The 25,749-nt window shown below is 73.6% G+C and carries 25 protein-coding genes and 8 tRNA genes; 13 read left to right on the plus strand and 20 right to left on the minus strand.

Going from position 1 to position 25,749, the window contains the following annotated elements:
- Nucleotides 1-16: 16 nt before the first annotated feature.
- From pdxT to pgsA, 7 genes are all read right to left on the minus strand, one after another.
- The gene (gene pdxT, locus ABT093_RS31860) at nt 17-634 is read right to left on the minus strand and encodes a pyridoxal 5'-phosphate synthase glutaminase subunit PdxT (protein WP_350570317.1); all 618 of its coding nucleotides are present in this window, start codon (nt 632-634) and stop codon (nt 17-19) included.
- Nucleotides 635-723: 89 nt separating this feature from the next.
- Nucleotides 724-1,635 (minus strand): pyridoxal 5'-phosphate synthase lyase subunit PdxS, encoded by a 912-nt coding sequence (gene pdxS, locus ABT093_RS31865; RefSeq protein ID WP_030286348.1) that lies wholly within the window; start codon nt 1,633-1,635, stop codon nt 724-726.
- Between the two features lie 164 nt (nt 1,636-1,799).
- Entirely contained in the window at nt 1,800-2,345 is a 546-nt protein-coding gene (locus ABT093_RS31870) for a hypothetical protein (protein WP_350570318.1), read from the minus strand.
- A gap of 29 nt (nt 2,346-2,374) precedes the next feature.
- Nucleotides 2,375-2,743, minus strand: coding sequence for a 5-carboxymethyl-2-hydroxymuconate Delta-isomerase (locus tag ABT093_RS31875; RefSeq protein ID WP_350570320.1), 369 nt, complete (start codon nt 2,741-2,743; stop codon nt 2,375-2,377).
- A gap of 148 nt (nt 2,744-2,891) precedes the next feature.
- Nucleotides 2,892-4,073, minus strand: a complete 1,182-nt coding sequence (locus tag ABT093_RS31880) for a glycosyltransferase family 4 protein (RefSeq protein WP_350570321.1) — start codon at nt 4,071-4,073, stop codon at nt 2,892-2,894.
- A 53-nt stretch (nt 4,074-4,126) separates the two neighbouring features.
- The gene (locus tag ABT093_RS31885) at nt 4,127-5,113 is read right to left on the minus strand and encodes a phosphatidylinositol mannoside acyltransferase (RefSeq protein ID WP_502884364.1); all 987 of its coding nucleotides are present in this window, start codon (nt 5,111-5,113) and stop codon (nt 4,127-4,129) included.
- A gap of 29 nt (nt 5,114-5,142) precedes the next feature.
- Nucleotides 5,143-5,790: a phosphatidylinositol phosphate synthase gene (gene pgsA / locus ABT093_RS31890; RefSeq protein ID WP_350570351.1), complete on the minus strand. Its 648-nt coding sequence runs from the start codon at nt 5,788-5,790 to the stop codon at nt 5,143-5,145.
- A gap of 215 nt (nt 5,791-6,005) precedes the next feature.
- Here pgsA and ABT093_RS31895 point away from each other — a divergent pair, with 215 nt between their 5' ends.
- Entirely contained in the window at nt 6,006-8,057 is a 2,052-nt protein-coding gene (locus tag ABT093_RS31895; protein WP_350570324.1) for an elongation factor G-like protein EF-G2, read from the plus strand.
- 9 nt (nt 8,058-8,066) lie between these two features.
- On the opposite strand, the gene ABT093_RS31900 is transcribed toward ABT093_RS31895, so the two are convergent.
- On the minus strand, nt 8,067-8,492 hold the full coding sequence (locus ABT093_RS31900) for a thiol-disulfide oxidoreductase DCC family protein (RefSeq protein WP_350570325.1): 426 nt from the start codon (nt 8,490-8,492) through the stop codon (nt 8,067-8,069).
- 186 nt (nt 8,493-8,678) lie between these two features.
- Between ABT093_RS31900 and ABT093_RS31905 the strand changes: the two genes are divergently transcribed.
- A complete protein-coding gene (locus tag ABT093_RS31905; protein WP_350570326.1) occupies nt 8,679-10,322 on the plus strand; it encodes an AbeC-like domain-containing protein in 1,644 nt (547 codons plus the stop codon).
- A gap of 63 nt (nt 10,323-10,385) precedes the next feature.
- Here the strand turns inward: ABT093_RS31905 and ABT093_RS31910 are convergent, their stop codons facing one another.
- The 4 genes from ABT093_RS31910 to ABT093_RS31925 all read right to left on the minus strand — a co-directional run bounded on the left by ABT093_RS31910 (nt 10,386) and on the right by ABT093_RS31925 (nt 14,879).
- On the minus strand, nt 10,386-10,946 hold the full coding sequence (locus ABT093_RS31910; RefSeq protein ID WP_350570327.1) for an HIT family protein: 561 nt from the start codon (nt 10,944-10,946) through the stop codon (nt 10,386-10,388).
- Between the two features lie 80 nt (nt 10,947-11,026).
- Nucleotides 11,027-13,006 carry a threonine--tRNA ligase gene (gene thrS, locus ABT093_RS31915; protein ID WP_350570328.1) on the minus strand — a complete coding sequence of 660 codons (1,980 nt, stop codon included), beginning with the start codon at nt 13,004-13,006 and terminating at the stop codon, nt 11,027-11,029.
- A gap of 98 nt (nt 13,007-13,104) precedes the next feature.
- Nucleotides 13,105-14,292, minus strand: coding sequence for a hypothetical protein (locus ABT093_RS31920; protein WP_350570329.1), 1,188 nt, complete (start codon nt 14,290-14,292; stop codon nt 13,105-13,107).
- 32 nt (nt 14,293-14,324) lie between these two features.
- Entirely contained in the window at nt 14,325-14,879 is a 555-nt protein-coding gene (locus tag ABT093_RS31925) for a DUF4365 domain-containing protein (RefSeq protein ID WP_350570330.1), read from the minus strand.
- Nucleotides 14,880-15,030: 151 nt separating this feature from the next.
- On the opposite strand from ABT093_RS31925, the gene ABT093_RS31930 reads away from it, so the two are divergent.
- Nucleotides 15,031-15,798 carry a 3'-5' exonuclease gene (locus ABT093_RS31930; RefSeq protein WP_350570331.1) on the plus strand — a complete coding sequence of 256 codons (768 nt, stop codon included), beginning with the start codon at nt 15,031-15,033 and terminating at the stop codon, nt 15,796-15,798.
- An 85-nt stretch (nt 15,799-15,883) separates the two neighbouring features.
- Here the strand turns inward: ABT093_RS31930 and ABT093_RS31935 are convergent.
- The 3 genes from ABT093_RS31935 to ABT093_RS31945 form a co-directional block, all read right to left on the minus strand.
- Nucleotides 15,884-15,955 (minus strand) — tRNA-Val (locus ABT093_RS31935).
- A 205-nt stretch (nt 15,956-16,160) separates the two neighbouring features.
- Nucleotides 16,161-16,232: transfer RNA gene (locus tag ABT093_RS31940), tRNA-Val, on the minus strand.
- Between the two features lie 111 nt (nt 16,233-16,343).
- The gene (locus ABT093_RS31945) at nt 16,344-16,877 is read right to left on the minus strand and encodes a TIGR02611 family protein (RefSeq protein WP_350570332.1); all 534 of its coding nucleotides are present in this window, start codon (nt 16,875-16,877) and stop codon (nt 16,344-16,346) included.
- Between the two features lie 194 nt (nt 16,878-17,071).
- On the opposite strand from ABT093_RS31945, the gene ABT093_RS31950 reads away from it, so the two are divergent.
- Complete coding sequence (locus ABT093_RS31950) at nt 17,072-17,485, plus strand: SsgA family sporulation/cell division regulator (RefSeq protein ID WP_030056266.1); 414 nt, start codon at nt 17,072-17,074, stop codon at nt 17,483-17,485.
- 398 nt (nt 17,486-17,883) lie between these two features.
- Nucleotides 17,884-18,453 (plus strand): CGNR zinc finger domain-containing protein, encoded by a 570-nt coding sequence (locus ABT093_RS31955; RefSeq protein ID WP_350570333.1) that lies wholly within the window; start codon nt 17,884-17,886, stop codon nt 18,451-18,453.
- Between the two features lie 28 nt (nt 18,454-18,481).
- Here the strand turns inward: ABT093_RS31955 and ABT093_RS31960 are convergent, their stop codons facing one another.
- Nucleotides 18,482-18,970 carry a hypothetical protein gene (locus ABT093_RS31960; RefSeq protein ID WP_350570334.1) on the minus strand — a complete coding sequence of 163 codons (489 nt, stop codon included), beginning with the start codon at nt 18,968-18,970 and terminating at the stop codon, nt 18,482-18,484.
- Nucleotides 18,971-19,117: 147 nt separating this feature from the next.
- On the opposite strand from ABT093_RS31960, the gene ABT093_RS31965 reads away from it, so the two are divergent.
- Nucleotides 19,118-19,618, plus strand: coding sequence for a DsbA family protein (locus ABT093_RS31965; protein ID WP_350570335.1), 501 nt, complete (start codon nt 19,118-19,120; stop codon nt 19,616-19,618).
- A gap of 13 nt (nt 19,619-19,631) precedes the next feature.
- Here ABT093_RS31965 and ABT093_RS31970 read toward each other — a convergent pair whose 3' ends face one another.
- The 3 genes from ABT093_RS31970 to ABT093_RS31980 all read right to left on the minus strand — a co-directional run bounded on the left by ABT093_RS31970 (nt 19,632) and on the right by ABT093_RS31980 (nt 22,542).
- Complete coding sequence (locus ABT093_RS31970; protein ID WP_350570337.1) at nt 19,632-20,474, minus strand: GNAT family N-acetyltransferase; 843 nt, start codon at nt 20,472-20,474, stop codon at nt 19,632-19,634.
- A 96-nt stretch (nt 20,475-20,570) separates the two neighbouring features.
- On the minus strand, nt 20,571-21,401 hold the full coding sequence (locus tag ABT093_RS31975; RefSeq protein ID WP_350570338.1) for an aminotransferase class IV: 831 nt from the start codon (nt 21,399-21,401) through the stop codon (nt 20,571-20,573).
- A 79-nt stretch (nt 21,402-21,480) separates the two neighbouring features.
- Complete coding sequence (locus tag ABT093_RS31980) at nt 21,481-22,542, minus strand: chorismate-binding protein (protein ID WP_350570339.1); 1,062 nt, start codon at nt 22,540-22,542, stop codon at nt 21,481-21,483.
- Between the two features lie 302 nt (nt 22,543-22,844).
- Here ABT093_RS31980 and ABT093_RS31985 point away from each other — a divergent pair.
- From ABT093_RS31985 to ABT093_RS32010, 6 genes are all read left to right on the plus strand, one after another.
- A tRNA-Gly gene (locus ABT093_RS31985) sits at nt 22,845-22,917 on the plus strand.
- A gap of 40 nt (nt 22,918-22,957) precedes the next feature.
- Nucleotides 22,958-23,028, plus strand: a tRNA-Cys gene (locus ABT093_RS31990).
- Between the two features lie 37 nt (nt 23,029-23,065).
- Nucleotides 23,066-23,140, plus strand: a tRNA-Val gene (locus tag ABT093_RS31995).
- 27 nt (nt 23,141-23,167) lie between these two features.
- Nucleotides 23,168-23,239, plus strand: a tRNA-Val gene (locus tag ABT093_RS32000).
- Nucleotides 23,240-23,294: 55 nt separating this feature from the next.
- Nucleotides 23,295-23,366 (plus strand) — tRNA-Val (locus ABT093_RS32005).
- A gap of 41 nt (nt 23,367-23,407) precedes the next feature.
- A tRNA-Val gene (locus tag ABT093_RS32010) sits at nt 23,408-23,479 on the plus strand.
- A gap of 261 nt (nt 23,480-23,740) precedes the next feature.
- On the opposite strand, the gene ABT093_RS32015 is transcribed toward ABT093_RS32010, so the two are convergent.
- Entirely contained in the window at nt 23,741-23,941 is a 201-nt protein-coding gene (locus ABT093_RS32015; protein ID WP_350570341.1) for a hypothetical protein, read from the minus strand.
- A 441-nt stretch (nt 23,942-24,382) separates the two neighbouring features.
- Here ABT093_RS32015 and ABT093_RS32020 point away from each other — a divergent pair.
- Nucleotides 24,383-25,749 (plus strand): serine/threonine-protein kinase (locus tag ABT093_RS32020; protein ID WP_502884362.1); only part of this gene is annotated, 1,367 nt, incomplete at its 3' end.

Below are 25,749 nucleotides of genomic sequence, written 5' to 3' on the forward strand. Positions count from 1 at the left end.
GGTCACGCACACGCGGTCACGCGGCGGCGAGGTGCTCCTCGGCCATCCGCACGAAGTAGGCGTGCACCCGGTGGTCGCCGGTGAGCTCCGGGTGGAACGAGGTCGCCAGCAGGTTGCCCTGGCGCACGGCCACGATCCGGCTGTCCGGGCCGTCCGCGGCCGGGAGCTCGGCCAGCACCTCGACGCCCGCGCCGACCGCCTCCACCCACGGGGCGCGGATGAACACGCCGTGCACCGGGGCGTCGTCCAGGCCCCGGAAGGCGACGCCGGACTCGAAGGACTCGTTCTGGCGGCCGAAGGCGTTGCGGCGCACCGTCATGTCGATGCCGCCCACCGTCTCCTGGTCCTCGCGCCCGTCCAGGATCTTGTCCGCCAGCATGATCATGCCGGCGCAGGTCCCGTACACCGGCATGCCGGCGGCGACCCGCTCGCGCAGCGGGTCCATCACGCCGAACAGCAGCGCCAGCTTGGACATCGTGGTGGACTCCCCGCCGGGGATCACCAGCGCGTCGACCTCGGCCAGCTCCTCCGCGCGGCGGACCGGGCGGGCGAGCGCGTCGGCCTCGGCCAGCGCGATCAGGTGCTCGCGAACATCACCCTGCAGGGCGAGGACGCCGATGACTGGAGTGGACACTTCTCGTACCTCTCGACTCTCGAACTCGACGACGCGCGGCGGCCCGCCGCGCCGGTGTTCTCACCGCGCGGCGGGCCGTCCGGAGCGCATTACCAGCCGCGGTTGGCGTACCGCTCGGTCTCCGGCAGGGTGTCGCAGTTGATGCCGACCATGGCCTCGCCCAGGTTGCGGGAGGCGTCGGCGATGATCTTCGGGTCGTCGAAGAAGGTGGTGGCCTTGACGATCGCGGCGGCACGCTTGGCCGGGTCGCCCGACTTGAAGATGCCCGAGCCGACGAAGACGCCCTCGGCACCCAGCTGGCGCATCAGCGCGGCGTCGGCCGGGGTGGCCACACCACCGGCGGAGAACAGCACGACCGGCAGCTTGCCGAGCTCGGCGACCTCCTTGACCAGCTCGTACGGGGCGCGCAGCTCCTTGGCGGCGGCGTACAGCTCGTTGTGGTCCAGGGCGCGCAGGTGGCCGATCTCGTTCTTGATCTGGCGCAGGTGGCGGACCGCCTCGACGACGTTGCCGGTGCCGGCCTCGCCCTTGGAGCGGATCATGGCCGCGCCCTCGGCGATGCGGCGCAGCGCCTCGCCCAGGTTGGTGGCACCGCAGACGAAGGGGGTGGTGAAGGCCCACTTGTCGGAGTGGTTGACCTCGTCGGCCGGGGTCAGCACCTCGGACTCGTCGATGTAGTCGACGCCCAGCGACTGCAGCACCTGGGCCTCGACGAAGTGGCCGATCCGGGACTTCGCCATGACGGGGATGGAGACCGCCTCGATGATCTCCTCGATCATGTTCGGGTCCGACATGCGCGCCACGCCGCCGTCCTTGCGGATGTCGGCGGGCACCCGCTCCAGGGCCATGACGGCCACAGCGCCGGCGTCCTCGGCGATCTTCGCCTGCTCGGCGTTGACCACGTCCATGATCACACCGCCCTTGAGCTGCTCGGCCATGCCGCGCTTCACCCGGGCGGTGCCGATCTGCGGCTGGTCTGCGGTGGTGGGGGTGGTGGACACGTGAGACCTCACTCGAAGATGAACCAGTGCTATCGCCCTATGGTAGGCGGAAGAAGGCGCCCCTCCATGCGCCACCAAGTCCAGCCCACCCGGCGGGATACGACAAAGAGGCCGTATCCGGACCCGCCCCTCCCGACCGGTGGTACCCGCACCACCGGTGGCTTCTAGGCGGGTGCGCCCTCCGGGGTGAGCGCCACCGGCGGCGCGTCGTCCATCTCGAAAGCCATCGGGAACGGCGCCTTGCCCGCCAGCCGGAAATACCGCACCAGACGGTGCTCACGCACCGCCCGCGCCGCGCGCACCGCGTCGTTGTGGAAGCGCCGCGCCATCGGCACCCGCCGCACCGCCGCCGTCAGGTCCCGCACCGTGTCCTCGCCGCCCGGCTCCGCCACCAGCGCCGCCACCTGCTCCGGCTCCGCGAACACCGCCCGCAGCGCCAGGCTCAGCTGGCTCTCCGCCACCTCGCGCTGCTCGTCCTCCGCCTGCCGCGCCGCGTGCGCCGCGTCCAGCAGCAGCAGCGAGGCCGCCGGGTCCAACAGCGAGGACGTCGCCAGCTCCATCGCCACCGACGCCCGGCGGACCAGCTGCGCGTCCAGCGCCGCGCGGGCGGCGTCGATCCGGGCGTGCAGCCGGTCCAGCCTTCCGGCCGTCCAGCTCAGGTACATACCGAACAGCACCACGGCCACGCCGGCCCAGATCCAGGTAGTCACGGGGCGCTACGCTACCGGGTGCCACCGGTTCATCCCTCGATCGCCGTGTTGCGGTAGGCGCCGCGGTCGATGTCGCGCACGTCGGCCGCCAGGTGCAGCCGCTCCCCCGGGGCCGGCTTCACCCGCTCCGCCAGCAGCGCCAGCACCCCCTCGGTGAGCGCCGCCTTCGCCTCCGGGGTGCGCCCCGGGAAGATCTGGAACTGCACGAACACCTGCGCCTCGGGGCGCTCGCTCTGGCCGACCACGGTCTCCGGGTCGGTCGGCCGGAAGATCGTCTTGCAGCCCTCGGGCTTGGCGTCGATGGTCTCCACCGCCAGCCGGTTGATCGCCAGGCCCAGCTCGCGGCGGTCGAAGGAGCCGGCCAGGCTCGGGGAGTAGTCGACGGAGATCTGCGGCACCGGGGCCTCCAGGGGCTCGGGAACGTGCGGACGGGTCAGCCGTCCGACCTTAACCGCGCCCGGGCCCGGTGCAGTAGCGGACGATGTCGGACCCGGGCGCTTCGGCCCCGGGCGTCGCGGTTCCCCAGGGCTCCGGTTCCCCGGCGCCTCAGTCCCGGGCCAGCCCGAACCGGCCGCGCCGCCCGCTGCGCTCGTCCTCCACCACCGCGGCCTCCCCCGCCGTCACCGTCTCGTACACGGCCAGGATGTCCGCGCCCACCGTCGACCAGTCGAACCGCCGCACGTGCCGGGACGCCGCCTTGCGCAGCTCCTCCAGCCGCACCGGGTCGCCCAGCAGCCGCAGCGCCGTCCGCGCCAGCGCGTCCGCGTCCTCCACCGGGAACAGCTCGCCCGCGTCCCCGCCGTCCAGCACCTGCTTGAACGCGTCCAGGTCGCTCGCCAGCACCGGCGCCCCCGCCGACATCGCCTCGACCAGGATGATCCCGAAGCTCTCGCCGCCGGTGTTCGGCGCCACGTACAGGTCCACGCTGCGCAGCAGCCGCGCCTTGTCCCGGTCGCTCACCATGCCCAGGAACTCCACCTGCGCCCGGACCTCCGGCGCCAGGCCGGCGACCGCCTCCTCCTCGTCGCCCTTGCCCGCCACCAGCAGCCGCACCCCCGGCCGCTGTTCGAGGATCCGCGGCAGCGCCGCCAGCAGCGTCGGCAGCCCCTTGCGCGGCTCGTTGATCCGGCCGATGAAGCCGATCGTCCCCGGCCGCCCCTCGGCGGCCCCGCCGACCCAGCGCTCGTCCGGCTCCGCCCCCGCGAAGAACCCCACGTCCACGCCGTTGGGGATCACCACCGCGTCCCCGCCCAGGTGCTCCACCAGGGTGCGCCGCGCGTACTCGCTCACCGCGATCCGCGCCCGCATCTTCTCCAGCCCCGGCTGGAGGATCGGCGAGGCCGCGATCATCGCCCGCGAGCGCGGGTTCGAGGTGTGGAAAGTGCCCACCATCGGCCCCGACGCCGACCACGCGGCCAGCATCGACAGGCTCGGCGAGGCCGGCTCGTGCACGTGCAGGATGTCGAACCGCCCCTCGTGCAGCCACCGCCGCACCCGGGCCGCCGACAGGATCCCGAAGCTCAGCCGCGCCACCGAGCCGTTGTACGGCACCGCCACCGCCCGGCCCGCCGACACCACGTACGGCGGCAGCGCCTCGTCGTCCTCGGCCGGCGCCAGCACCGACACCTCGTGGCCCAGGCCGATCAGATGCTCGGCGAGGTCCCGGATGTGGAACTGCACGCCGCCGGGGACGTCCCAGTCGTACGGGCAGACGATGCCGATCTTCACGGGTCTCCTCGAAAATCCTGCGGGCGGTGCGGACGGTGGGGGAAGGCCTGGCCTCAGGCCCCCGAGGCCTCGGCCGCCGGCTCCCCGGCGGCGGGCTCCCGGACGGCCCGGCGGGCGGCGCCCGCGGCCCCGGCCCCCGCCTCCACGGTGCCACGGACCGGAAGGTCGGCCAGCCAGAAGCGCTGCAGCATGTGCCAGTCCTCCGGGTGCTCCCGGATCGCCGACTCCCACACCCCGGCCATCGCCTGCGTCATCGCCCGGGTCTTCTCCGCCCGGTCGCCCTCCGCGGGCACCACGACCTCCGGGTGCACCCGGCCCCGCATGGTCCGCCCCTCGTACCAGAGCGACACCGGCAGCAGCGCCGCCCCGGTCCGCTGGCACAGCGCCGCGGGACCGGCCGGCATCCGCGTCGCCTCGCCGAAGAACGACACCTCGATGCCCGCCTCCGAGAGGTCCCGGTCCCCCACCAGGCAGACCAGCCCGCCCGCCCGCAGCCGCCGCGCCAGCGTGCCGACCACGCTCACCGAGCCGCCGGTCAGCGCCAGCACCTCCATGCCCAGGCTCTCCCGGAACGCCACGAACCGGTCGAACAGCCGCTCCGGCTTCAACCGCTCCGCCACCGTCGTGAACCGGTACCCCCGGGTCGCCACCCAGGCCCCCGCCAGGTCCCAGTTGCCCATGTGCGGCAGCGCTATCACCGCGCCGCGCCCCGACTCCAGCGCCTCCTGGAGGAGCTCGAAACCCTCGACCCGAACATCCCGCAGCACCCGCCCGCGGCCCCACACCGGCAGCCGGAACGACTCCTGCCAGTACCGCATGTACGAGCGCATCCCGGCCCGCGACAGCTCCCGCAGCCGGGCCTCGTCCGCCTCCGGGCACACCCGCAGCAGGTTCGCCTCCAACTGCAGCACCCGCTTGCCGCGCCGCCGCCACGCCGAGTCCGCCAGCCGGTCGAACAGCCCCCGCGCCGCCGGCTCGGGCAGGTGCTTGAGCGCCCCCCAGCCCGCCGCGTACGCCGTGTACACCAGTCGGTCCACCAGTCGGTCCCTCACCACGGAACCGCCCCCTCTCAGCTCCCGGCCGCCACGCGGTCCGCCTCGAACGCCTCACGGCGCACCGTCAGCATCCGCTGGATCACCGTCACCAGACTGCCGACCGCCACCAGCCACAGCGCCACCGGCAGCAGCCACTCCACGTACGGCACCCCGAACGTGTGCAGACCCGCCACACCGGCCGCCACCAGACTGATCACCAGCCGCTCGGCCCGCTCCACCAGCCCCGACACGTCGCAGGGCAGCCCCTGGCTCTCCGCCCGCGCCTTGGTGTACGACACCACCAGCCCGCTCGCCAGACAGAACACCGCCACCGCGCACAGCAGGTTGTTGTCGCCCTTGCCCGCGTACCACATGGCCAGGCCGCCGAAGATCGCCGCGTCGGCGACCCGGTCCAGCGTGGAGTCCAGGAACGCCCCCCATTTCGAGGACCGCCCCAGCTGCCGCGCCATGTTCCCGTCCACCAGGTCCGAGAAGATGAACAGCGTGATCGTGACGGTGCCCCAGAAGAACTCCCCGCGCGGGAAGAACACCAGCGCACCGGCCACCGAACCGGCCGTACCGACCAGCGTCACGGTGTCCGGACTCACACCCAAACGGATGAGGAACGCGGCGAACGGGGTCAGAACACGTGTGAAGAAGGCACGCGCGTATTTGTTGAGCATGGCCTTCCCGACCGCTCCGATCTCCCTGGTACCCGCCTGCGGCCCAGGTGCGCGGCAGACGGCCGCGTGGATCAGCCCACCCGGCGCACCCATCGTAGCCACGCCCACCGACCTCCCCCGCGCACACACCGCCCCCCGCATGCCGCCGCGCGCCCCCCAAAGCCTCCGCCCCTAGACTTTCACCGACAGCCTCGGCGCGACGGGAGGAGACCCCGATGCCCGACCGCAGCACCGCCAGAGCCGGCCAGGCCCCCGCCGTCGCCGGACCGGACGACCTGCGCAACGTCGTCCTCATCGGCTGCGCCGGCGTGGGCAAGACCACTCTCGCCGAATCCCTCGCGCACGCCGCCGGCGCCGTCGGCCGCCCCGGCAAGGTCACCGACGGCACCACCGTCTCCGACCACGAGCCCATCGAGCACCAGCAGCAACGCTCCGTCCAGCTCTCCGTGCTCCCCCTCGAATGGCGCGGCACCAAGATCAACCTGATCGACCCGCCCGGCCACCCCGACTTCGCCGCCGACCTGCGCGCCGCCCTCCACGCCGCCGACGCCGCCGTCTTCGTCGTCTCCGCCACCGACCCCGTCACCGCGCCCACCCGCGCCCTGTGGCGCGAATGCGCCGCCGAGAACATCCCCCGCGCCATCGCCGTCGCCAAACTCGACATCGCCCGCGGCAGCCTCGACGACATCCTCACCGCCTGCCACGACGCCTTCGGCCTGGGCCCCGACACCCTCCGCCCGCTCTTCCTGCCCGTCCACCACGACGGCCGCCCCGACGGCAGCGTCGACCTCCTCACCGGCCACACCTACGGCCAGGCCGACCCGCTGCCCGACACCGCCCCCGCCCGCGAGAGCCTCGTCGAAGCCATCTCCGGCCAGGACGACACCCTCATGGAGCAGTACCTCACCGGCGAAACCCCCGACACCGGCTCCCTCGAAGCCGGCATGCGCCGCGAGGTCCTCGCCTGCACCCTCCACCCCGCCGTCCCCACCAGCGAACACGGCCTCGGCGCCACCGAACTCCTCGACCTCATCACCACCACCTTCCCCACCCCCGCCGAACGCACCCGCCCCGCCCCCACCTGCGACCCCGACGCCCCCCTCGCCGCCCAGGTCGTCCGCGTCACCGGCGACGCCTACGTCGGCCGCATCAGCCTGCTGCGCCTCTACGCCGGCACCCTGCGCCCCGACACCCGGATCCGCCTCACCGGCCCCGGGCACCCCGCCGACCAGGACGCCGAGGAGCGCGTCACCGGCCTCACCAGCCCCTTCGGCAAACTCCAGCGGCCCGTCCCGCACGCCGTCGCCGGCGACCTCGTCTGCGCCGCCAAACTCACCACCGCCCGCGCCGGCGACACCGTCCAGGAACCCGGCCACAGCGCCGAACTCGACACCTGGACCCTGCCCGAACCCCTGCTGCCCGTCGCCGTCGAGGCCCACAGCAAGGCCGACGACGACAAGCTCTCCCAGGCCCTGTCCCGGCTCGCCGCCGAAGACCCCGCCCTGCGCCTCGAACAGAACCCCGACACCCACCAGCTCGTCCTGTGGTGCACCGGAGAGGCCCACGCCGAGGCCGTCCTCGACCGGCTCCGCAACCGCCACGGCGTCCACGTCGACACCGTCGACCACAAGGTCGCCCTGCGCGAGACCTTCGGCACCGCCGCCGCCGGCCACGGCCGCCTCGTCAAACAGTCCGGCGGTCACGGCCAGTACGCCATCTGCGACCTGGAGGTCGAACCCCTCCCGGCCGGCTCCGGCTTCGAGTTCCAGGAACACGTCGTCGGCGGCTCCGTCCCCAAGCACTTCATCCCCTCCGTCGAGAAGGGCGTCCGCGCCCAGCTCGCCAAGGGCGTCGCCACCGGCCACCCGCTCGTCGACGTCCGCGTCACCCTCACCGACGGCAAGGCGCACTCCGTCGACTCCTCCGACTCCGCCTTCCAGAACGCCGCCGCCCTCGCCCTGCGCGACGCCGCCGAACACGCCGTCATCCGGCTCCTCGAACCCGTCGCCGCCGTCAGCGTCCTGCTCCCCGACGACTACCTCGGCGCCGTCCTCGGCGACCTCTCCGCCCGCCGCGGCCGCGTCCTCGGCAGCGAGACCGGCGGACCCGGCCTCACCCTGCTGCGCGCCGAGGTCCCCGAACTCGAACTCGCCCGCTACCCCGTCGACCTGCGCTCGCTCACCCACGGCACCGCCGAGTTCACCCGCGCCCACCTGCGCCACGAACCCATGCCCGCCGCCCTCGCCGCCCGCTTCACCGACGGCTAGGCCCTCGTCTCAGCGGCGCGGCAGCGCGCAGGCCGGCGTCCCGCCCGGCATCCGGTGCCGGTTGCGCGACACCCACCGGTACACCAGCCCCGCCACCGGCCGCACCGGTGCCAGCGCCAGCACCCCGCCCAGGTACGCCCACACCCCGCCCGAACGCAGCAGCAGCCGCGCCACCGCCTGCGCCCCGCCGTACACCCGGCCCGCCGGCGTCACCCACAGCACCTCGCGCTCCGCGCGCTCCCAGGACACCTCCCCGCGCCCCCCGGCCACCGCGTCCAGCCCCGCCAGGTCCGCGAACTGGAACGGCACCGCCTCCCAGCCCCCCGACGCCAGCGTCTGCCGCAGGTAGCGCTCCGCCCACGTCGTACACGTGGTGCAGAAACCGCAGTCCCCGTCGAACACCAGCACCGGATCCGTCAGCCCACCGCTCTCCATGCCGCCATCGTGCACCATCCCCCGCCAATGGCCCGCCACCGGGCGCGTCGAACAGCCGGAACCTGGGCATCATGCCCCACAGATCCACCGTGGCCCGTTCGTGACGGCACTTCAGACGATCATGCCCGCGCCGGTGCCCCGGCACGGTAACCTGCCGCAGGACAAAGGGGAGGAGGGGACGCCACCGTGGCCACACTCGACATGACTCCGGGTGCGCAGATACCCCGGACCGACGCCGGCCCGCAGACCGCCGGCACCCAGGCGATCTCCTCGGTGGCGTACCGCGACACCACGCTGAAGGAGGGCGCCGCGAAGCTCGCCGGGACCACCGCCAAGAAGGGCCGCTTCGCCCTCTTCGAGCCCAACCTCGGCGAGGCCTGGAGCAAGGCGCTCATCTCCCGCACCCTCGGCGGCGACCGCAAGCCCCTGGTGCCCTCCTTCGGCATCGAAACCCGCCAGATCGTGGAACACTGCCTCGCCGCCGAGGAGATCCGCCGCACCCGCGACCGGCAGCTGTCCACCATCTCCGTCGTCACCGGCCTGCTCTGCCTGCCCGGCACCCTGGTCTGGCTCGGCGCCTTCCAGCTGCGCGCCTGGCTCCGGCGCGACAACCCCAAGAACGCCGGCGTCTACGGGGCGATCGTCCTCGTCCTCGCCGCCGCGCTCGCCGTGCTGCTCGCCGTCAAGCCCCCGGCCGGCGGCATCCTCGGCCTCTACCTGCGCGTGGTCATGCTCGCCCCGGTCATCGGCTGGTACCTCGCCCGCCGCATCGTCGAACGCACCGCCGTCGACCTGCGGGCCCGCTGGCTCTCACTGGCCGAGGGCAACGCCGTCGCCGCGACCGTCCCGATGGCCGTCCCCCGCGACGACCTCGACAAGAAGGCCGCCGACCTGCGCGCCAAGCTCGGCCGCCTGGAGTCCGAGCAGGAGACCAACATCCAGCACTACGCCGGCCCCAAGGGCATCCTCGGCGCCGGCCGCCGCTGGGGCGAGTGGAAGCTCATCGACACCCTGCGCCCCGCCGAGGGCCAGATCGACTTCCGCCAGTTCCACCCCTGGGACCTCGTCCGCAAGATCTCCGGCCACCTCAAGGCACTGGGCATCAGCGAGGTCGCCAACAGCGGCATGCCCAACGTCCAGGTCAAGCAGTGGGTCGTCTACGAGGTCGGCGAGAGCGCCGACGAGATCAGCCGCCCCGGCAACGCCGACATGGACGGCGACCACATGCGCGACTTCGCCGTCCAGGCCATCGCCGACAAGCAGACCTTCGGCGGCGGCCCCCGCCACTACCTCGCCACCCAGTTCATCACCCACGACGGCAAGCTCGTCCTGACCTTCACGGTCACCGTGGTGCTGCTCGCCAACACCCTCAACATCACCGTCGCCGGCTACGCCCTCGGCCCCATCGACGGCTTCTTCGGCGACAAGCCCAAGGACAAGGAGAAGTCCGTCGCCAAGACCTTCCGGTTCTGGGAGGAGCGCACGGTCAAGCTCCGGCTGATCGACAACGACGAGGTCGTCCGGCAGGCCGTCCGCGCCCCCTTCTACCGGCTGCCCGGCCTGCTCTCCTGGCTCGGCGGCGGCCTCGGCCTGCCCGAGCCCTTCGGCTTCCGGCACACCTGGGCCGGCCAGCCCTGGGGCACCCGCACCATGGCCGACAACGCGCTCAACGCCTCCCACCCGGTGCTCGCCGCCGTCCACACCGCCACCCTGGAGTTCCTCGCCGAGCACGACCTCGACACCGAGCGCGCCTTCAAGGGCCGCGCGGCCGGTCTCAAGGCCGAGGCCCAGGGCAGCCGCCCGTTCAAGGTCGACCGGTACGACGCCTGACCGGACACGACGGAGGGCCCCCGCCGACCCGATGGCCGGCGGGGGCCCTCCCCGCTGTGCGCCTCAGCCCTGCGGCCAGGCCTCGGCCAGCATCTTGCGGGTGTCCGCCAGCAGCTGCGGCAGCACCTTGGTGTGGCCGACCACCGGCATGAAGTTGGTGTCCCCGCCCCACCGCGGCACCACGTGCTGGTGCAGGTGGGCGGCGATGCCGGCACCGGCCGCCGCGCCCTGGTTCATACCGATGTTGAAGCCGTGCGCACCCGAGGCCGCGCGCAGCGCCGTCATCGCCTTCTTGGTGAACACCGCCAGCTCGGCCGTCTCCGCCTCGTCCAGCTCGGTGTAGTCCGCCGCGTGCCGGTACGGGACCACCATGAGGTGTCCGCCGTTGTACGGGTACAGGTTGAGCACCGCGTACACGGCGTTCCCGCGCGCGACGACCAGCCCGTCCTCGTCGCTCAGCGACGGGATCGAGCAGAACGGGCAGCCGTCGTCCGGAGCCGGGCCGGTGGGCTTGTTCTCGCCCTGGATGTAGGCCATCCGATGGGGGGTCCACAGGCGGCGGAAGCCGTCCGGCTCCCCGACGCCCTGCTGCAGTTCCGGCTCAGTCGTCATGCTGATCAGCATATTCGCCCAACCGTGCTTGCAGAGCCGCGCGGGGCGGACTCCCTGAGGAGCCCGCCCCGCGCTCACACCCGTTGTCCGGCTCAGACCTGGATCCGGCGCTCCACCGCGTCCACGATCTCCTGGACGGCCTCGGCCACCGGGACACCGTTCTTCTGCTCGCCGTTGCGGTAGCGGAAGGAGACCGCGCCCGCCTCGACGTCGTCGTTGCCGGCGATCAGCATGAACGGCACCTTGGTCTTCTGGGCGTTCCTGATCTTCTTCTGCATCCGGTCGTCGGAGGTGTCCACCTCGACCCGGATCCCGCGCTTCTTCAGCTCGGCCGCGACCTCCAGCAGGTACGGCACGTGCTCGTCGGTGATCGGGATGCCGGTCACGGTGACCGGGGCCAGCCACGGCGGCATCGCACCGGCGTAGTGCTCCAGCAGCACCGCGAAGAAGCGCTCGATCGAGCCGAACAGCGCACGGTGGATCATGACCGGCCGCTGGCGCGAGCCGTCCGCCGCCGTGTACTCGAGGTCGAAACGGACCGGCAGGTTGAAGTCCAGCTGGATGGTCGACATCTGCCAGGTGCGGCCGATGGCGTCCTTCGCCTGCACCGAGATCTTCGGACCGTAGAAGGCCGCGCCGCCCGGGTCCGGGACCAGCGGCAGCCCCTGCTTCTCGGCCACCGCGGCGAGGACGGCGGTGGCCTCCTCCCACGTCGCGTCGTCACCGACGAACTTCTCCGGGTCCTTGGTGGACAGCTCCAGGTAGAAGTCGGTCAGACCGTAGTCGCGCAGCAGGTTGAGCACGAAGGTGAGGGTCGAGTCGAGCTCGTCCGCCATCTGCTCGCGGGTGCAGTAGATGTGCGCGTCGTCCTGGGTGAAGCCGCGGGCGCGGGTCAGGCCGTGCACCACGCCGGACTTCTCGTACCGGTACACCGTGCCGAACTCGAACAGGCGCAGCGGCAGCTCACGGTACGAGCGGCCGCGCGCGTCGAAGATCAGGTTGTGCATCGGGCAGTTCATCGGCTTGAGGTAGTAGTCCACGCCCTCGTCGAGCTGCATGGGCGGGTACATACCGTCCGCGTACCAGTCCAGGTGGCCGCTCTTCTCGAACAGCTTCCCCTTGGTGGCGTGCGGGGTGTAGACGAACTCGTAGCCCTCCTCCTCGTGCCGGCGGCGCGAGTAGTCCTCCATGGCGCGGCGGATGATGCCGCCCCTGGGGTGGAAGACGGCGAGGCCGGAGCCGATCTCCTCGGGGATGGAGAAGAGGTCGAGCTCGTTGCCGAGCTTGCGGTGGTCGCGCTTGGCGGCCTCCTCCAGGAACTCCAGGTGCGCCTTGAGCTCGTCCTTGCTCGGCCAGGCGGTGCCGTAGAGGCGCTGGAGCATGGGGTTCTTCTCGCTGCCGCGCCAGTAGGCGGCGGCCGAGCGCATGATCTTGAACGCCGGGATCATCCGGGTGCTGGGCAGGTGCGGGCCGCGGCAGAGGTCGCCCCAGCACAGCTCGCCGCTCTTGGCGTCCAGGTTGTCGTAGATGGTGAGCTCGCCCGCGCCGACCTCGACGTCGGCGCCCTCACCGGCGGTGGCGGCGGAGCCCTTGAGGCCGATCAGCTCCAGCTTGTACGGCTCGCCGGCCAGCTCCTCACGGGCGGCCTCGTCGGTGACCACCCGGCGGGAGAACCGCTGCCCGCGCTTGATGATCTCCTGCATCCGCTTCTCGATGGCCTTGAGGTCATCGGGGTGGAACGGCTTCTCGACGTCGAAGTCGTAGTAGAAGCCGTCCTTGACCGGCGGGCCGATGCCGAGCTTGGCCTCCGGGAAGAGCTGCTGCACGGCCTGGGCCATGACGTGCGCGGTGGAGTGGCGCAGGATGTCGAGGCCGTCCGGGCTGGAGATCGCGACCGGCTCGACCTCGTCGCCGTCCTGGAGGGCGTGGGCGAGGTCCTTCAGCTGGCCGCCGACGCGGGCGGCGATGATCGAGCGGTCGTCGGCGAAGAGCTCGGCGGCCGTAGTGCCCGTGGTCACCACGCGCTCTTCCCGATCGGGTTCGCGGTTGATGATTACCCGGACGTCCGTCACCGGTCTCTCCTGACGTGCTGGATTCAGAGGGCGCAGCACAGCGCTGCGCCTGACGATGGTACCGAGACCGGTGACCCCACCGTCACCTCCGTCCCTCGCTACTCGCCCCGCCCCTCCCCCAGGGTCTTGAGCAGGCGCTCGCGCTCGGCCTCCTCCAGCCCGCACGGCTCGGGGGCGGTGGGCCGGGTGAGCCGCCGGAAGCCGCCGCGGCGCTCCAGGCGGCCGCTGATCCGCACCGGGGTGCCGCCGAGGTGGGCCTCGGCGGCGATCCGGTAGGCGGGATCGGGCAGCCGGACCTTGACCTCGTCGACCTCGGCGCCGCCGAGCACCCGCAGCCGGACGCTGCCCGGCCCGGCGGGGTCGGCGCGCTTGAGGCGGACGACGAGGCCGACGACGGTGACGGCGACGGCGGGCTCGATGCGCTCCAGCAGTTCGGCGGCCTCGTCGAGGGCGGGCAGGTCGCCGGGTGAGAACTCGACGGCGATCCGGCGGTCGCCGAAGCCGCCCGGGGTGCCGGCGGCGGGCGACCAGGCGACGGTGAACCGGCCGGCGGTGGCGCCGCGCACCAGGTCCTGGACGGATTCGACCAGCTCGCGGCTGACCCCGGACTGGACGGCGTTCTCGAAGGCCTCGCCGCCGCCGCTGACCCGCCGGTAGTCGACGGCGTCGCGCAGCGCCTCCAGGGCGCGGACCAGGGTGGTGACCGCCGCCCGGCCCTCGGGGGCGGGGGTGTACGCGGTCAGGCCCGGGCCGCCGGAGACGACCAGGACCCGGTCGAGGTAGTCGCCGGCCCAGGCGTCGAGGCGGGCGCCGAAGTAGGCGGCGCGGGTGCGGCCGGCCTTGGCGCCGGCGGCGAGCATGGCGCGGGCCGCGTGCCGGAGCCGTTCGGTGTCGTCCCAGGGCGCGGCGCCGGAGGCGGTGGCACCGGGGGCCGCGGCGAGGTCGCGGTGCCACTGGAGCTCGTCGCCGGGCAGGGCCAGGGCCAGCAGGATGGCGCGGGCGGAGGGGCTGGCGGAGCGGGAGAGCGCGGTGACGGCGTCGGTGAGCAGTTCGACGGCGTCGTCGAAGCCGTCGCCGGCGGGGACGAGCAGGCTGACGCCGGGGTCGGTGCCCTCGGGGGGCGTCCAGCGGCCGTAGCGGGCGGAGGGTCCGCCGCGCCGGACCCAGCCGTGCCGGGCGAGCAGGGTGGCGAGCACCGCGGGGTCGACGGCGGCCGGATCGGGCAGCGGCCCGGTCGGCGGCGGCGCGCCGGGGGTGGGACGCGTCGGCCCGTGGGGCAGTGTCATGGGGGCGGCTCCTCCCGGCCGGGCCCCGGCGGTCACGGGCTGCCGCCCGCGCCGACCCGGGCCATGATGTCGCACAGGGCGCGGTCGTCGAAGACCTTCGCGGTGGGGACGCGGACGTTGGTCCGGCGCTGCCCGGTGACGGGGTGGCCGGCCAGGTTGACCCAGTAGCAGCAGTGGCGCAGTTCGAGGGCGTCGGGGCGGGCGGCCAGCCAGCGGTCGACGCGGCGGGGCAGCAGCATGACGACGAGGATCCGGGGCACGGCGACCCTGGGGCGGGCGAGCTTGCGCAGGTGGTCGTTGTCCAGGGTGAAGGAGAAGAACGCGCCGCGCGGGTCGGGTGCGATCTGCTGGGTGGCCTTCAGCTGGATCTTGACGGTGACCTCGTCGTCGACCTCGTGGCTGCGCGAGCCGTGGCTGACCTGCCAGTCGATGCCGTTGTCGGGGAACGGCTGGGAGAGCGAGCAGCCGGCCGCGGCGACGACCGCGTGCAGGTAGCCGACCTGCAGGGTCTCCATGCAGGCGGTCACCGCGAGGTCGCCCCGCAGGACGTCCGCCGCCTCTTCGGGCTGCGGCTGCGTCAGCGCCATGGCCGTCCGTCCTCCCCCGTCCCCCGGGCCCGTCCGATTCGAACAGGGGCCCGTGGGCAGGGTGCCCGGCCGGTGCTGCGCCAAACGGTTGAGGGAGCGTCAGGAGCGGGTATCACCGGGTCGGGAACGCGCCGTTTTCGGAGGGGCAGTCATGCAGCAGCACTGGTTCACCGGCCCGCTCGCCTCCTTCGACACCGAGACCACCGGCGTGGACGTCGAGAGCGATCGCATCGTCTCGGCCGCCGTGGTCGTCCAATCCGCCCCGGGCGCGGCCCTGGTGGCCACCGGCTGGCTCGCCGATCCCGGCGTGCCGATACCCGACGGCGCCCGCGCGGTGCACGGGATCAGCGACGAGCGGGTGCGGGCGCACGGGCGGCCGGCGCCGGTGGTGGTGGCCGAGGTGGCCGCCGCGCTCGCCGAGCAGGCGCGGGCCGGGCGGCCGGTGGTGGTGATGAACGCGCCGTACGACCTGACGCTGCTGGACCGGGAGTTGCGCCGGCACCGGGGGGTGTCGCTGGCCGAGGCGATCGGCCCGGCGCCGCTGCTGGTGCTGGATCCGCGGGTGCTGGACAAGTACGTGGACCGCTACCGCCGGGGCCGGCGGACGCTGACCGACCTGTGCGCGCACTACGGGGTGGAGCTGACCGGGGCGCACGACGCGGGGGCCGACGCGACGGCGGCGCTGGAGGTGGTGCGGACGATCGGCGCGCGGTACCCGGGGGCGCTGGGCGGACTGACGGCGGCGGAGCTGCACCTGCGGCAGGCGGTCTGGCACGCGGCGCAGGCGCGGGGGCTGCAGGCGTGGTTCGACCGGTCGGGGGCGGACGAGCGGGTGGACCTGTCCTGGCCGCTGCGGCCGGCCCGGTGCGGCTGCGGCCGCCGGCTGTCGCCGGAGCACGAGTGCGAGGTGGCGGCCTGACCGGCCGGGCGACCCGCCGGGGCGGGCGCGCGGAAACGCCGCAGGCCCCGACCGGTCTCCCGATCAGGGCCTGCGTGCTGTCCGGTGGGCGATACTGGGATCGAACCAGTGACCCCTTCGGTGTGAACGAAGTGCTCTCCCGCTGAGCTAATCGCCCGGGCAACGAGAAGAACTGTAGCACCATTCGGGGGGTGCCGTACAACTCGTTCGGGTGTGCCGCCCGACGCGTCCGCAGAACTCCTGCGGACGGCGGAAGATGACTGAGCCTCAGCACATTCCCGGCACCGTTCACCGGATTGCGGAAATACATGTGAGGCCCAGCCGATAATCGACTGGGCCTCACATATCACAATGCATTCCGGTGGGCGATACTGGGATCGAACCAGTGACCCCTTCGGTGTGAACGAAGTGCTCTCCCGCTGAGCTAATCGCCCGGGTGCAGGGAAAACATTACCGCATCCCGGGGGGTGGTCCGAACACACCGCCCGCCACCGGAGCGCCCCACCCCGCCCCGCCCGCGGGAGGCGGCGGGCCGGGCCGGCGGCTCAGTCCTCGTTGATCTTCCAGGGCATGACCAGCCCGTACTTCCACAGGTACCAGCCGCCGAGCGCGGCGATCAGCGTCAGGCCGATCACGGTGAGCGTCAGGTTGCGGCGCCGGACCCGCGGGTCCAGGGCCTTCTGCGCGGCCTCGGCCACCTTGCGGCGGGTCCACCGCAGTGCCAGCTGGGCCCAGACGAACTCGGTCGCCCAGATGCCCATGCCCAGGAAGATGACCACCCAGCCCGGGCCGGGCAGCGGGAGCATGATCACGCCGAGCACCACCACGGCCAGGCCGATCAGGAAGACGGCCACCTGCCAGCTCAGGTGCAGCGGGCGGGAGCGGCGGATGAAGCCCGGCGCGCGCGAGCCGAGCGGCTTCTCGCCGTCGGCGCCGCCCTCCGGGCCTCCCCCGGCACCGGGCCCGCGGCCCTCGTCACCCGCACCCGTCGGCACCCCCGTGTCGTCCGGCACGATCCCGTCCCCCGTTCCGGTGTTCCCGCCCGCGTCCCCGCGTGCCTCGTCGCTTCGCACAGTCATGCCAGGAAACTAACCGAGAAGGGACCCGGTAATCGCCCGCAGGGCACTCTGTGGCGATTCCGCAATGCGCCGTAAGGGGTACGACTCGCGCCCGAATCGGGACAGAGGGGTTTACATCGGTCGTGGAGGTGGGATGGTCCGTTCGCCGACGTGCGATTCCCCGAGCGCACACTGAGCGAAAGGCCATGGCGCTTATGAACACCACGGTCAGCTGCGAGCTGCACCTGCGCCTCATCGTGTCCAGCGAGTCCTCACTGCCCGTCCCCGCGGGCCTGCGCTACGACACCGCCGACCCCTATGCCGTGCACGCCACCTTCCACACCGGCGCCGACGAGACCGTGGAGTGGGTGTTCGCCCGAGATCTCCTTGCGGAGGGGCTGCACCGACCCACCGGTACGGGTGACGTCCGGGTGTGGCCGTCGCGAAGCCACGGGCAAGGGGTGGTCTGCATCGCCCTGAGCTCTCCGGAAGGAGAAGCCCTGCTGGAGGCACCGGCCCGGGCGCTTGAGTCGTTCCTCAAGCGGACGGACGCCGCCGTTCCCCCCGGCACCGAACACCGTCACTTCGACCTCGACCGGGAGCTGTCCCACATCCTCGCCGAAAGCTGACCCCGACCGGAGGTGGTCACACCCCGCTGTCGGCGGGGTCGTAGCCCCTGCCGTCAACCGCAGCCGTCCTACTCGGGGGCACGGCAGCAGACTCAGCCGCGCACGACGCGGTCTCGGGGCCGGTGACGAAACGGTTCTCTCCCATCCGGAGCGGGCCTGAGGCACCAAAGGCGCCCGGCAGCGAGGCCGGCCATCCCACGGATGGCCGGCCTCGCTGCCGGGCGCGGCCGTTTCCGCCCGCCGAGGACCCCGCCCGGCGGGAGCTCCGTACAGAGTGACGGAATCCGTACACATCTTCGGGACAAGCCGCCGCCGCTCGCCGCACCGCCCCGGTAAGGTCTGGGAATGACCCGTAGTCGCGGGGTGCCCACGGCCCCCTCCGCGCGAGGAGCCTCCACGTGCTGATCACCCATGACACCGAGTGCGCGCTGAGCATCCTCGTCGAGCTGCTCAACACCGCACCCGAGGTGTGCGGCACCGAGCTGCTGCCCGACGTGGCCGCGCTCGACGCCTTCGTGGTCCGGCAGGAGATCAGCGAGGTCGACTCGCTGACCGAGGACGACCTGCGCCAGGTGCACCGGCTGCGCTCCCGGCTGCGCGAGGTCTTCGGCACGGAGTCCACCGAGGAGGCCGCCGAACTGGTCAACGCCCTGGTCGCGGCCGCCGGCACGACGCCGCGGCTGACCAACCACGACCACCACGGGTGGCACATCCACTACTTCGCGCCGCACGCCGCCCTCGGCGACCACCTGGCCGCCGAACTCGGCATGGCGCTGGCCTTCATCCTCACCGCGGGCGAGCGCGAACGGCTGCGCCGCTGCGAGGCGCCGGACTGCGCGCGGGTCTTCGTGGACCTCTCGCGCAACCGCTCCCGCCGCTACTGCGACAGCCGGACGTGCGGCAACCGGCTGCACGTGGCCGCCTACCGGGCCCGCCAGCGCTCGGCGGACACCGTCCCCTCGGCCTGAGGCCGCCGGCGCGGCCGGGCCGCGGCACTCAGATGCCGCGGCGGCGCAGGATCTCCTCGATGTCGGCGAACTCGCCGAGTCCGTCGTCGCCCTTGCCCTTCCCGGCCTTCCCCGCCTTCTCGGCCTTCTCCGCCTTCCCGGCACCCTCGGGGGCGGCGGGAGCCACCGCCGGACGGGCCGGGGCGGGCCCGGCGGCGGGGGTGGCCCCCTCGCGGCCCTCGGTCACGGCGCCGCGCCGGCCCACCCAGCGGGTGGTGACGAGCAGCCCCGCCGAGACCGCCAGCAGCACGATGCCGGTCCACACCCGGGGGTCGAAGACCAGCTTGACCGCCCAGTCGGCGATCTCGTCGCCGATCGTCCGGGCCACCGGGAACAGTCCGGTCAGGTAGAGGCCGGCGGGCAGCAGCGCGACGGCGAACCAGCGGGTCGCGGAGAGGAAGCGGCGGCGGTAGGCGCGCAGGCCCGCCACGGCCACGCCCGCCGCCGTGAGCACGAAGGCCACCGCCCCGGTCAGCACGGCCGCCTCCCCTCGCCCGTCGCTTCGGCCGTCGCTCTGTCAGTCGGACTGATCATCTCGTCGGACCTCCCATCGCTCTCGGTCATGCGCTCTGGCCGGGCCCGGCCGCCGGAACGGCACACGGCCCACTGATGGAACACTGGGGGCATGATCGAAGGTTCCCTCCCCCGTCTCGAGTTCTGGTGCGAGCTCCAGTGCCCGGACTGCCGCACCGCCCTGGCCGACGTCCGCGCGCTGCGCGAGCGCTACGGCGACGCGCTGCCGATCGAGCTGCGGCACTTCCCGCTGGAGAAGCACAAGCACGCCTACGCCGCCGCCGAGGCCGCCGAGGAGGCGTTCGCGCAGGGCCTGGGCTGGCCGTTCGTCGAGGCGCTGCTGGCGCGGGTCGAGGACCTGGAGGCGCGCGGCCCCGAGGTGCTGCTGGAGGTCGCCCGCGAGGTCGGGGTGGACGCCGAGGAGGTGGACACCGCGCTGGTGGACGGGCGGCACATGCTGACCGTCGACGCCGACCAGGCCGAGGGCCGGGCGATCGGGGTGACGGGCACGCCGACGTACGTGATCGCCGGGCAGCGGCTCGACGGCGGGAAGAGCCAGGACGGCCTGCTGGAGCGCGTCGTCGCCGCCGTCGAGGCCGCCCGGGCGGCCTGACGCCCGCCGCCGCTCACAGCAGCGGCTTGCCGTACACCCGGTTGGTGACCCGGTAGCCGAGCGACTCGTAGAGGCCGATCGCGACCTCGTTGCCGCTGAAGACGTTCAGCCCGAGGTCGCGCACGCCCACCGCCAGGCACTCGCGCTCGGCCAGGCTCATCAGCGTCCGGCCGTGGCCGCGGCCGCGGTGGGCGTCGGCCACCTCGACCACCATGACCCAGGCCAGCGGGGCGCCGTCGGGCAGGTCGCGCAGCCGCAGCGCCAGCCAGAGCGAGCCCAGCGGCTCCTCCCCGGGCCCGTACAGGCGGCGCAGCGCGACGCCCGGGGTGTCCGGGCCCTGCGGCAGCAGCCTGGCGTGGTCGGCGTCGGACTTGGCGCGCGCCTCCTCCTCGCCGAGGCCGGAGGCGCGCAGGTCCTGCAGGTAGCCGTCCTTGGCCTCGGCCAGCCAGGCCGGGAACTCGGCGGCGCCGATCGGACGGACGACGGCGCCGGCCGGCAGGGCCGGCGGCGCGTCCAGTCTCTTGACCATGTTCCGCATCCGCTCGGTGTAGCCGAGGGTGACCGCGAGCGAGCGGGCGACCTGCGCGCTCTCGGGGATGTCGGCGTCCACCCGGATGCAGCCCCAGCCGCGCAGCACCTCCTCCGCGGCCAGCGCGCCGATCGTGCCGCGCCCCCGGCCGCGTCCGCTGCGGACCTCCAGTTCGGCTATTTCGCCCCAGAGTTGGCTTCCGCGCGGGACGGCGGTGGTGCGCAGACCGCCGACCGGGCGGCCGTTGACGCAGATCTGCCAGCGCCGGGTGCGGCCGCCGGCGGGGGTGGGGGTCTCCGGGCTCTCGGGGCGCAGCGTGGTGGTCATGTCGGGGTCCCTTCCCCGCCGTCCGGGTCTTCTACCGGCCCGGGCGCCGCCGGCCCCGCCGGGTGGTCCCTCGGCGGGGGCGACGGGGCGTCCCGCTCAGGGGTCGAGGTCGTCGCCGCTGCGCTGGGCGAAGGTGGCCATGGCCTTGGCGGTGATCGGGCCGGGGCCGGGCAGTTCGCGGTCGTCGACGCGGGTGACGGCCTGGACGTCGCGCAGGGAGGAGGTCAGGAAGATCTCCTCGGCCTCCTGGAGGGCGTCCAGCGGGAGGTCGGCCTCCTCGGCGCCGCACCAGTCGACGACGAGTCGGCGGGTGATGCCGGCCAGGCAGCCGGAGGAGAGCGGCGGGGTGAGCAGGCGTCCGCCGAGGACGACGAAGACGTTGGAGCCGGTGCCCTCGCAGAGCCGGCCGGCGGTGTTGGCGAGCAGGGCCTCGGTGGCGCGGGCGCGGTGGGCGGCGGCCAGGGCGACGACGTTCTCGGCGTAGGAGGTGGTCTTGAGGCCAGCGACGGCGCTGTGCTCGTTGCGGCGCCAGGGGACGACCGTGACGGCGGTGGTGTCGGGGCGGCGGGTGGCGGTGCCGAGGGAGGCCACCAGGGTGGGGCCGCTGTCGCCGCGCTCGGAGCCGAGCGGCGCGGTGCCGCCGGTGTAGGTGATGCGCAGGCGGCCGAGCGGCATCGGGTTGGCGGCGAGGACGACGGCGCAGGCCTCGCGGACCAGATCGTGGTCGGGGTCGGGCAGGCCGAGGCCGCGGGCGGAGCGGGTGAGCCGCTCCAGGTGGCGGGTGACGGCGAAGGCCTTGCCGTCGACGGCCTTCATGGTCTCGAAGACGCCGTCGCCGGTGGTGAGTCCGTGGTCGAGGACGGGCAGGGCCGGGTCGGCGGAGTCGACGAGGGTGCCGTTGACCCAGCTGGTGGTCGGGTGCTGCATCGCGGAGGTGCTCCTCGCGGGACGGGCGCGGGCCGGCCGGCTGCGGGTGGCGGCGCCGGGCACGGTCCGTGTCGGGGGTTCAGTCGGTCTCGGGGCGGGTGTCGGTGCCCGACGCTATCGCGACCAGCCGGGCGGCTTTCAGCTCGGTTTCCGCCCATTCGCGCTCGGGGTCGGAGCCCCAGGTGATGCCGGCGCCGGTGCCGAAGCGCAGTTCGGGCGCCGCGGGGTCGGTCCGGTCGATCCAGAAGGTGCGGATGCCGACGGCGAGTTCGCCCTCGCCCCGGTCGGCGTCGACCCAGCCGACGGCGCCGCAGTAGGGGCCGCGGGGGGCGGTCTCCAGGGATTCGATGATCCGCAGGGCGCTGGACTTGGGGGCGCCGGTGACGGAGCCGGGCGGGAAGGTGGCGGCGAGCAGGTCGGGCCAGCCGGCGTCGGGGCGCAGGGTGCCCTCGACGGTGGAGACCAGGTGGACCAGGCCGGGGTGCTTCTCGACGGCGCACAGGTCGGGGACGGTGACGGTGCCGGTGGCGCAGACCCGGCCGAGGTCGTTGCGGACCAGGTCGACGATCATCACGTTCTCGGCGTGGTCCTTGTCGAGCAGGTCGTGCTCGGTGCGGCCGGTGCCCTTGATCGGGCCGGAGGAGACGGTGCGGCCGGTGCGGCGCAGGTAGAGCTCGGGGGAGGCGGTGGCGATCTCCACGCCGTGCTCGGGCAGCCGGATCGTTCCGGCGTAGGGGGCGGGGTTGCCGTGGGCGAGCAGGCCGGTGAGGGCGTCGACGTCGGAGCGGGCGGGGTCGGGCAGGGGCGCGGAGAGCACCCGGCAGAGGTTGGCCTGGTAGACCTCGCCGGCCGCGATGTGGTCGCGCACGCGGCGGACGCCCGCGGTGTAGGCGGCGTGGTCGAGGGAGCTGCGCCAGGCGCCGGCGGCGGGGCCGAGCCAGCCGGCGCCGGAGGGCGGGGCGGGGGCCGGGCGGACGTCGTCGAAGCGGGCGCAGGTGAGCCGGCCCTCGAAGTCGTAGGCGACGGCCCACCAGCCGGTGGAGTCCAGCGCGGCGGGGTCGGAGGTGACGTCGCGCAGTCCGGTCGCGAGGCGGCCGCCGAAGCGGGCGAGGGGGTGCTGGGGGGCGGGGTGGCCGGACACGGTTCTCCTGCACGGGGCTCTGCTGGGGGTTGCGGTGCCTGAAGTGTAGGTCGGGGGGCGTGAGCAGAGCCGGGCGTCGCGCGGGCGTACGCCGGATGACCTGGGGGTGTCACCGAGGGTGTCGATCCGCCCGCTCCTCACCCGTCCGGGCAGGTCGGCCCGGGGCCGGGCGGGGGGCGTCCGGCCCCGGCCTGCCGGGCACGCTGCGGGAACGGATTTTTAGCTGGCCCGGGAATCCGCTAGAGTTCAACACGTCGCCAGGGAGCGCAGCCGGGAGAACCGGTGAAGATCCCGGCCGACAGGCGGACGTGGCTCAGTTGGTAGAGCATCACCTTGCCAAGGTGAGGGTCGCGAGTTCGAATCTCGTCGTCCGCTCGGTGAAGGACAGTGTAAGATCGTCCTTCGAGTGTTGCCTGGTGGAGTGGCCGAGAGGCGAGGCAACGGCCTGCAAAGCCGTCTACACGGGTTCAAATCCCGTCTCCACCTCAAAGAGGTTCACCCGGCTCCGCCGGGTGGCCTCCCCGCGCGATTAGCTCAGCGGGAGAGCACTACCTTGACACGGTAGGGGTCACTGGTTCAATCCCAGTATCGCGCACCATGCCCGGCTCCGCCGGACACCTTCCCCGCGCGATTAGCTCAGCGGGAGAGCACCACCTTGACACGGTGGGGGTCACTGGTTCAATCCCAGTATCGCGCACGTCGATCTTCCAGGATCTCCGGATCCGGGGGTTCGCTGCGGCAGCACCGCACCAGCGCGATTAGCTCAGCGGGAGAGCACTACCTTGACACGGTAGGGGTCACTGGTTCAATCCCAGTATCGCGCACGTCAGACCCTCCGGGGTCTGCTGCAGGACCGCCTTACCAGGCGCGATTAGCTCAGCGGGAGAGCACTACCTTGACACGGTAGGGGTCACTGGTTCAATCCCAGTATCGCGCACAGTGACGGCCGGGGCCGCGACTCGTACGGGTCGCGGCCCCGGCCGTTTTCGGCGTTCCCGCCGGCAAGAAGGCAGCAGAAGAGCCGCGTACGGTCGCCCTCACCGACGTCCGTACGCGGCCTCTCCGCCTGCCGGGGCGCTCTGCGCGCCGCTCTCGCCCGTCCGCGGTCATCGCGGGCGCGGCCTCCCCGGCGGCACTGGCTCCCCGTCCCCAGGGGATCAGTGCCCGATCGTGGTGGGCACCCTCGGTGCCCGGCCGGTCAGCGGCCGATCAGCTCGGCCACCGCCTGGGCCTGGTTCGCCATCTGCTCCCAGCCGCCGAACAGGACGGCCAGCAGCACCGCGCAGGGCAGCGCCATGGCCACCGCCACCGCCGGGTGCCTGGTGGGCTCCGCGGCGCCGGGCTGGGTGAAGGCCGGCCGACGGCGGCGGGAGGTGGTTCCCGTGGGCTGCGGTGCCATGCCCTTGACTCCTCTTTCGTGCGCTCGGCCGGTGGATGGACGGTGGTGCTACGTGGACGCGGTGGACGGCTTACCTCGGGGGACGAGCTCCCCGTCCACCGCTGAGAACAACGGTATGGCGGGAGGGGGTTGGCGGGCGTCATGCCGTCGTACTGTTCTCCGGGCCTCCCGGAGGATGACGATCCCACTCTGGTAGTACTACCGCAGGCGGAGACGTCCGGGACCCGGTCCCAGGGGGAACCCTGAGGGGTGACCCCGAGAAACGATTCGGCAGCGCACCGCCAATGTCAGTCCAAGATCCGACAATCGGACGGTGGCTTCAGGTGTTGCGTATCAGCACACCGCAGCGGGCAGTCCGTAAGCTGTGCCAGACAGGAACTGACGACGCCCCATCCGACGGGGCCTCACCCACAGTCTGACGGGGAAACGAGAATGGCGATGATGCGGCTGAGGCGTGAGGACCCCCGCATCGTCGGGCCGTACCGCCTGCACCGGCGGCTGGGAGCCGGCGGCATGGGCGTGGTCTACCTCGGCTCGGACCGCCGGGGGCAGCGCGTCGCGCTCAAGCTGATCCGGGCCGAGCTGGCCGAGGACGTCGAGTTCCGCACCCGCTTCGCCCGCGAGATCGCCGCCGCCTCCAGGATCCGCGGGGGCTGCACCGCCCGGGTCGTCGGCTCCGACATCGAGACCGACCGGCCCTGGCTGGCCACCGCGTACGTGCCGGGGCCCTCGCTCTACAAGCGGGTCGGGGACGAGGGGCCGCTCGGCTGGCCCGAGGTCGCCCGGATCGGGGCGGCGCTCGCCGACGGGCTGGTCAAGGTGCACGAGGCCGGTGTCGTCCACCGCGACCTCAAGCCGTCCAACATCCTGCTCTCGCCGCGCGGGCCGCGCATCATCGACTTCGGCATCGCCTGGTCGCGCGGGGCCAGCACGCTCACCCACGTCGGCACCGCCGTCGGCTCGCCCGGCTTCCTCGCCCCCGAGCAGGTCCGGGGGGCCGCCGTCACGCCCGCGACCGACGTCTTCGCCTTCGGCGCGACGCTCGCGTACGCGCTCACCGGCGACACCCCGTTCGGCTCCGGGGCCTCCTCGGAGGTCATGCTCTACCGCGTCGTCCACGAGGAGCCCGACCTGTCGGCGGTGCCGCCGCAGCTGGCTCCGCTGATCGGGGCCTGCCTGGCCAAGGAGCCCGCCGAGCGGCCCGGCGCGGCCGCGCTGCACGAGCGGCTGAGCGAGCTGGCCGCGCGCGGCGCGGCGGCCGGCCCGGGCCCGGCGGCGGGCGGCGCGGCGGGCCACGGCTCCGGCGGGCCGTTCGGCCGCGCGCGCGGGGCGGTACGCGGCCAGGCCGGGGCGGCGGGAGCGGGTGCCGCGGCGGCGCGGGGCGCTGCCGGGCGCGGTGCCGCGCAGGGGCCCGGTACGGACCGCACCGGCGCTGCGGGGCACCCCGGACATTCCGCACACCCTGGGCATCCCGCACACCCGGCGCGGCCGGCCGGGGCGGTGCCGCCCGCATCGCCCGGCGCCGCGGCAGCACGCGGCGTCCCGGCGCCCGGGCGGGCGCCCGAGCAGTCCGCCACCGCCCGGGCCCGGGCGGGCGCGGGCGGCGGCGCGCCGCGGCGGGCCCCGGTGCCGGGAGACGGGCAGGCGGCCACCGCGCCGCTCCCCCGGCCCGAGGCGCTCCCGGCCACCCGGCCGATGCGCGAGCGCCAGCAGACCCCGCCCCCCCCCCGGCCCCCCCCCCCCCCCCCCCCCCGGCCGCCCCGGGGGGGGGGCGCCCCCCCGCCCCCCCCCCCCCCCCCCCCCGGGCC

The sequence above is a fragment of the Kitasatospora sp. NPDC002551 genome (genome assembly GCF_040296005.1).
Classification (GTDB): Bacteria; Actinomycetota; Actinomycetes; order Streptomycetales; family Streptomycetaceae; genus Kitasatospora.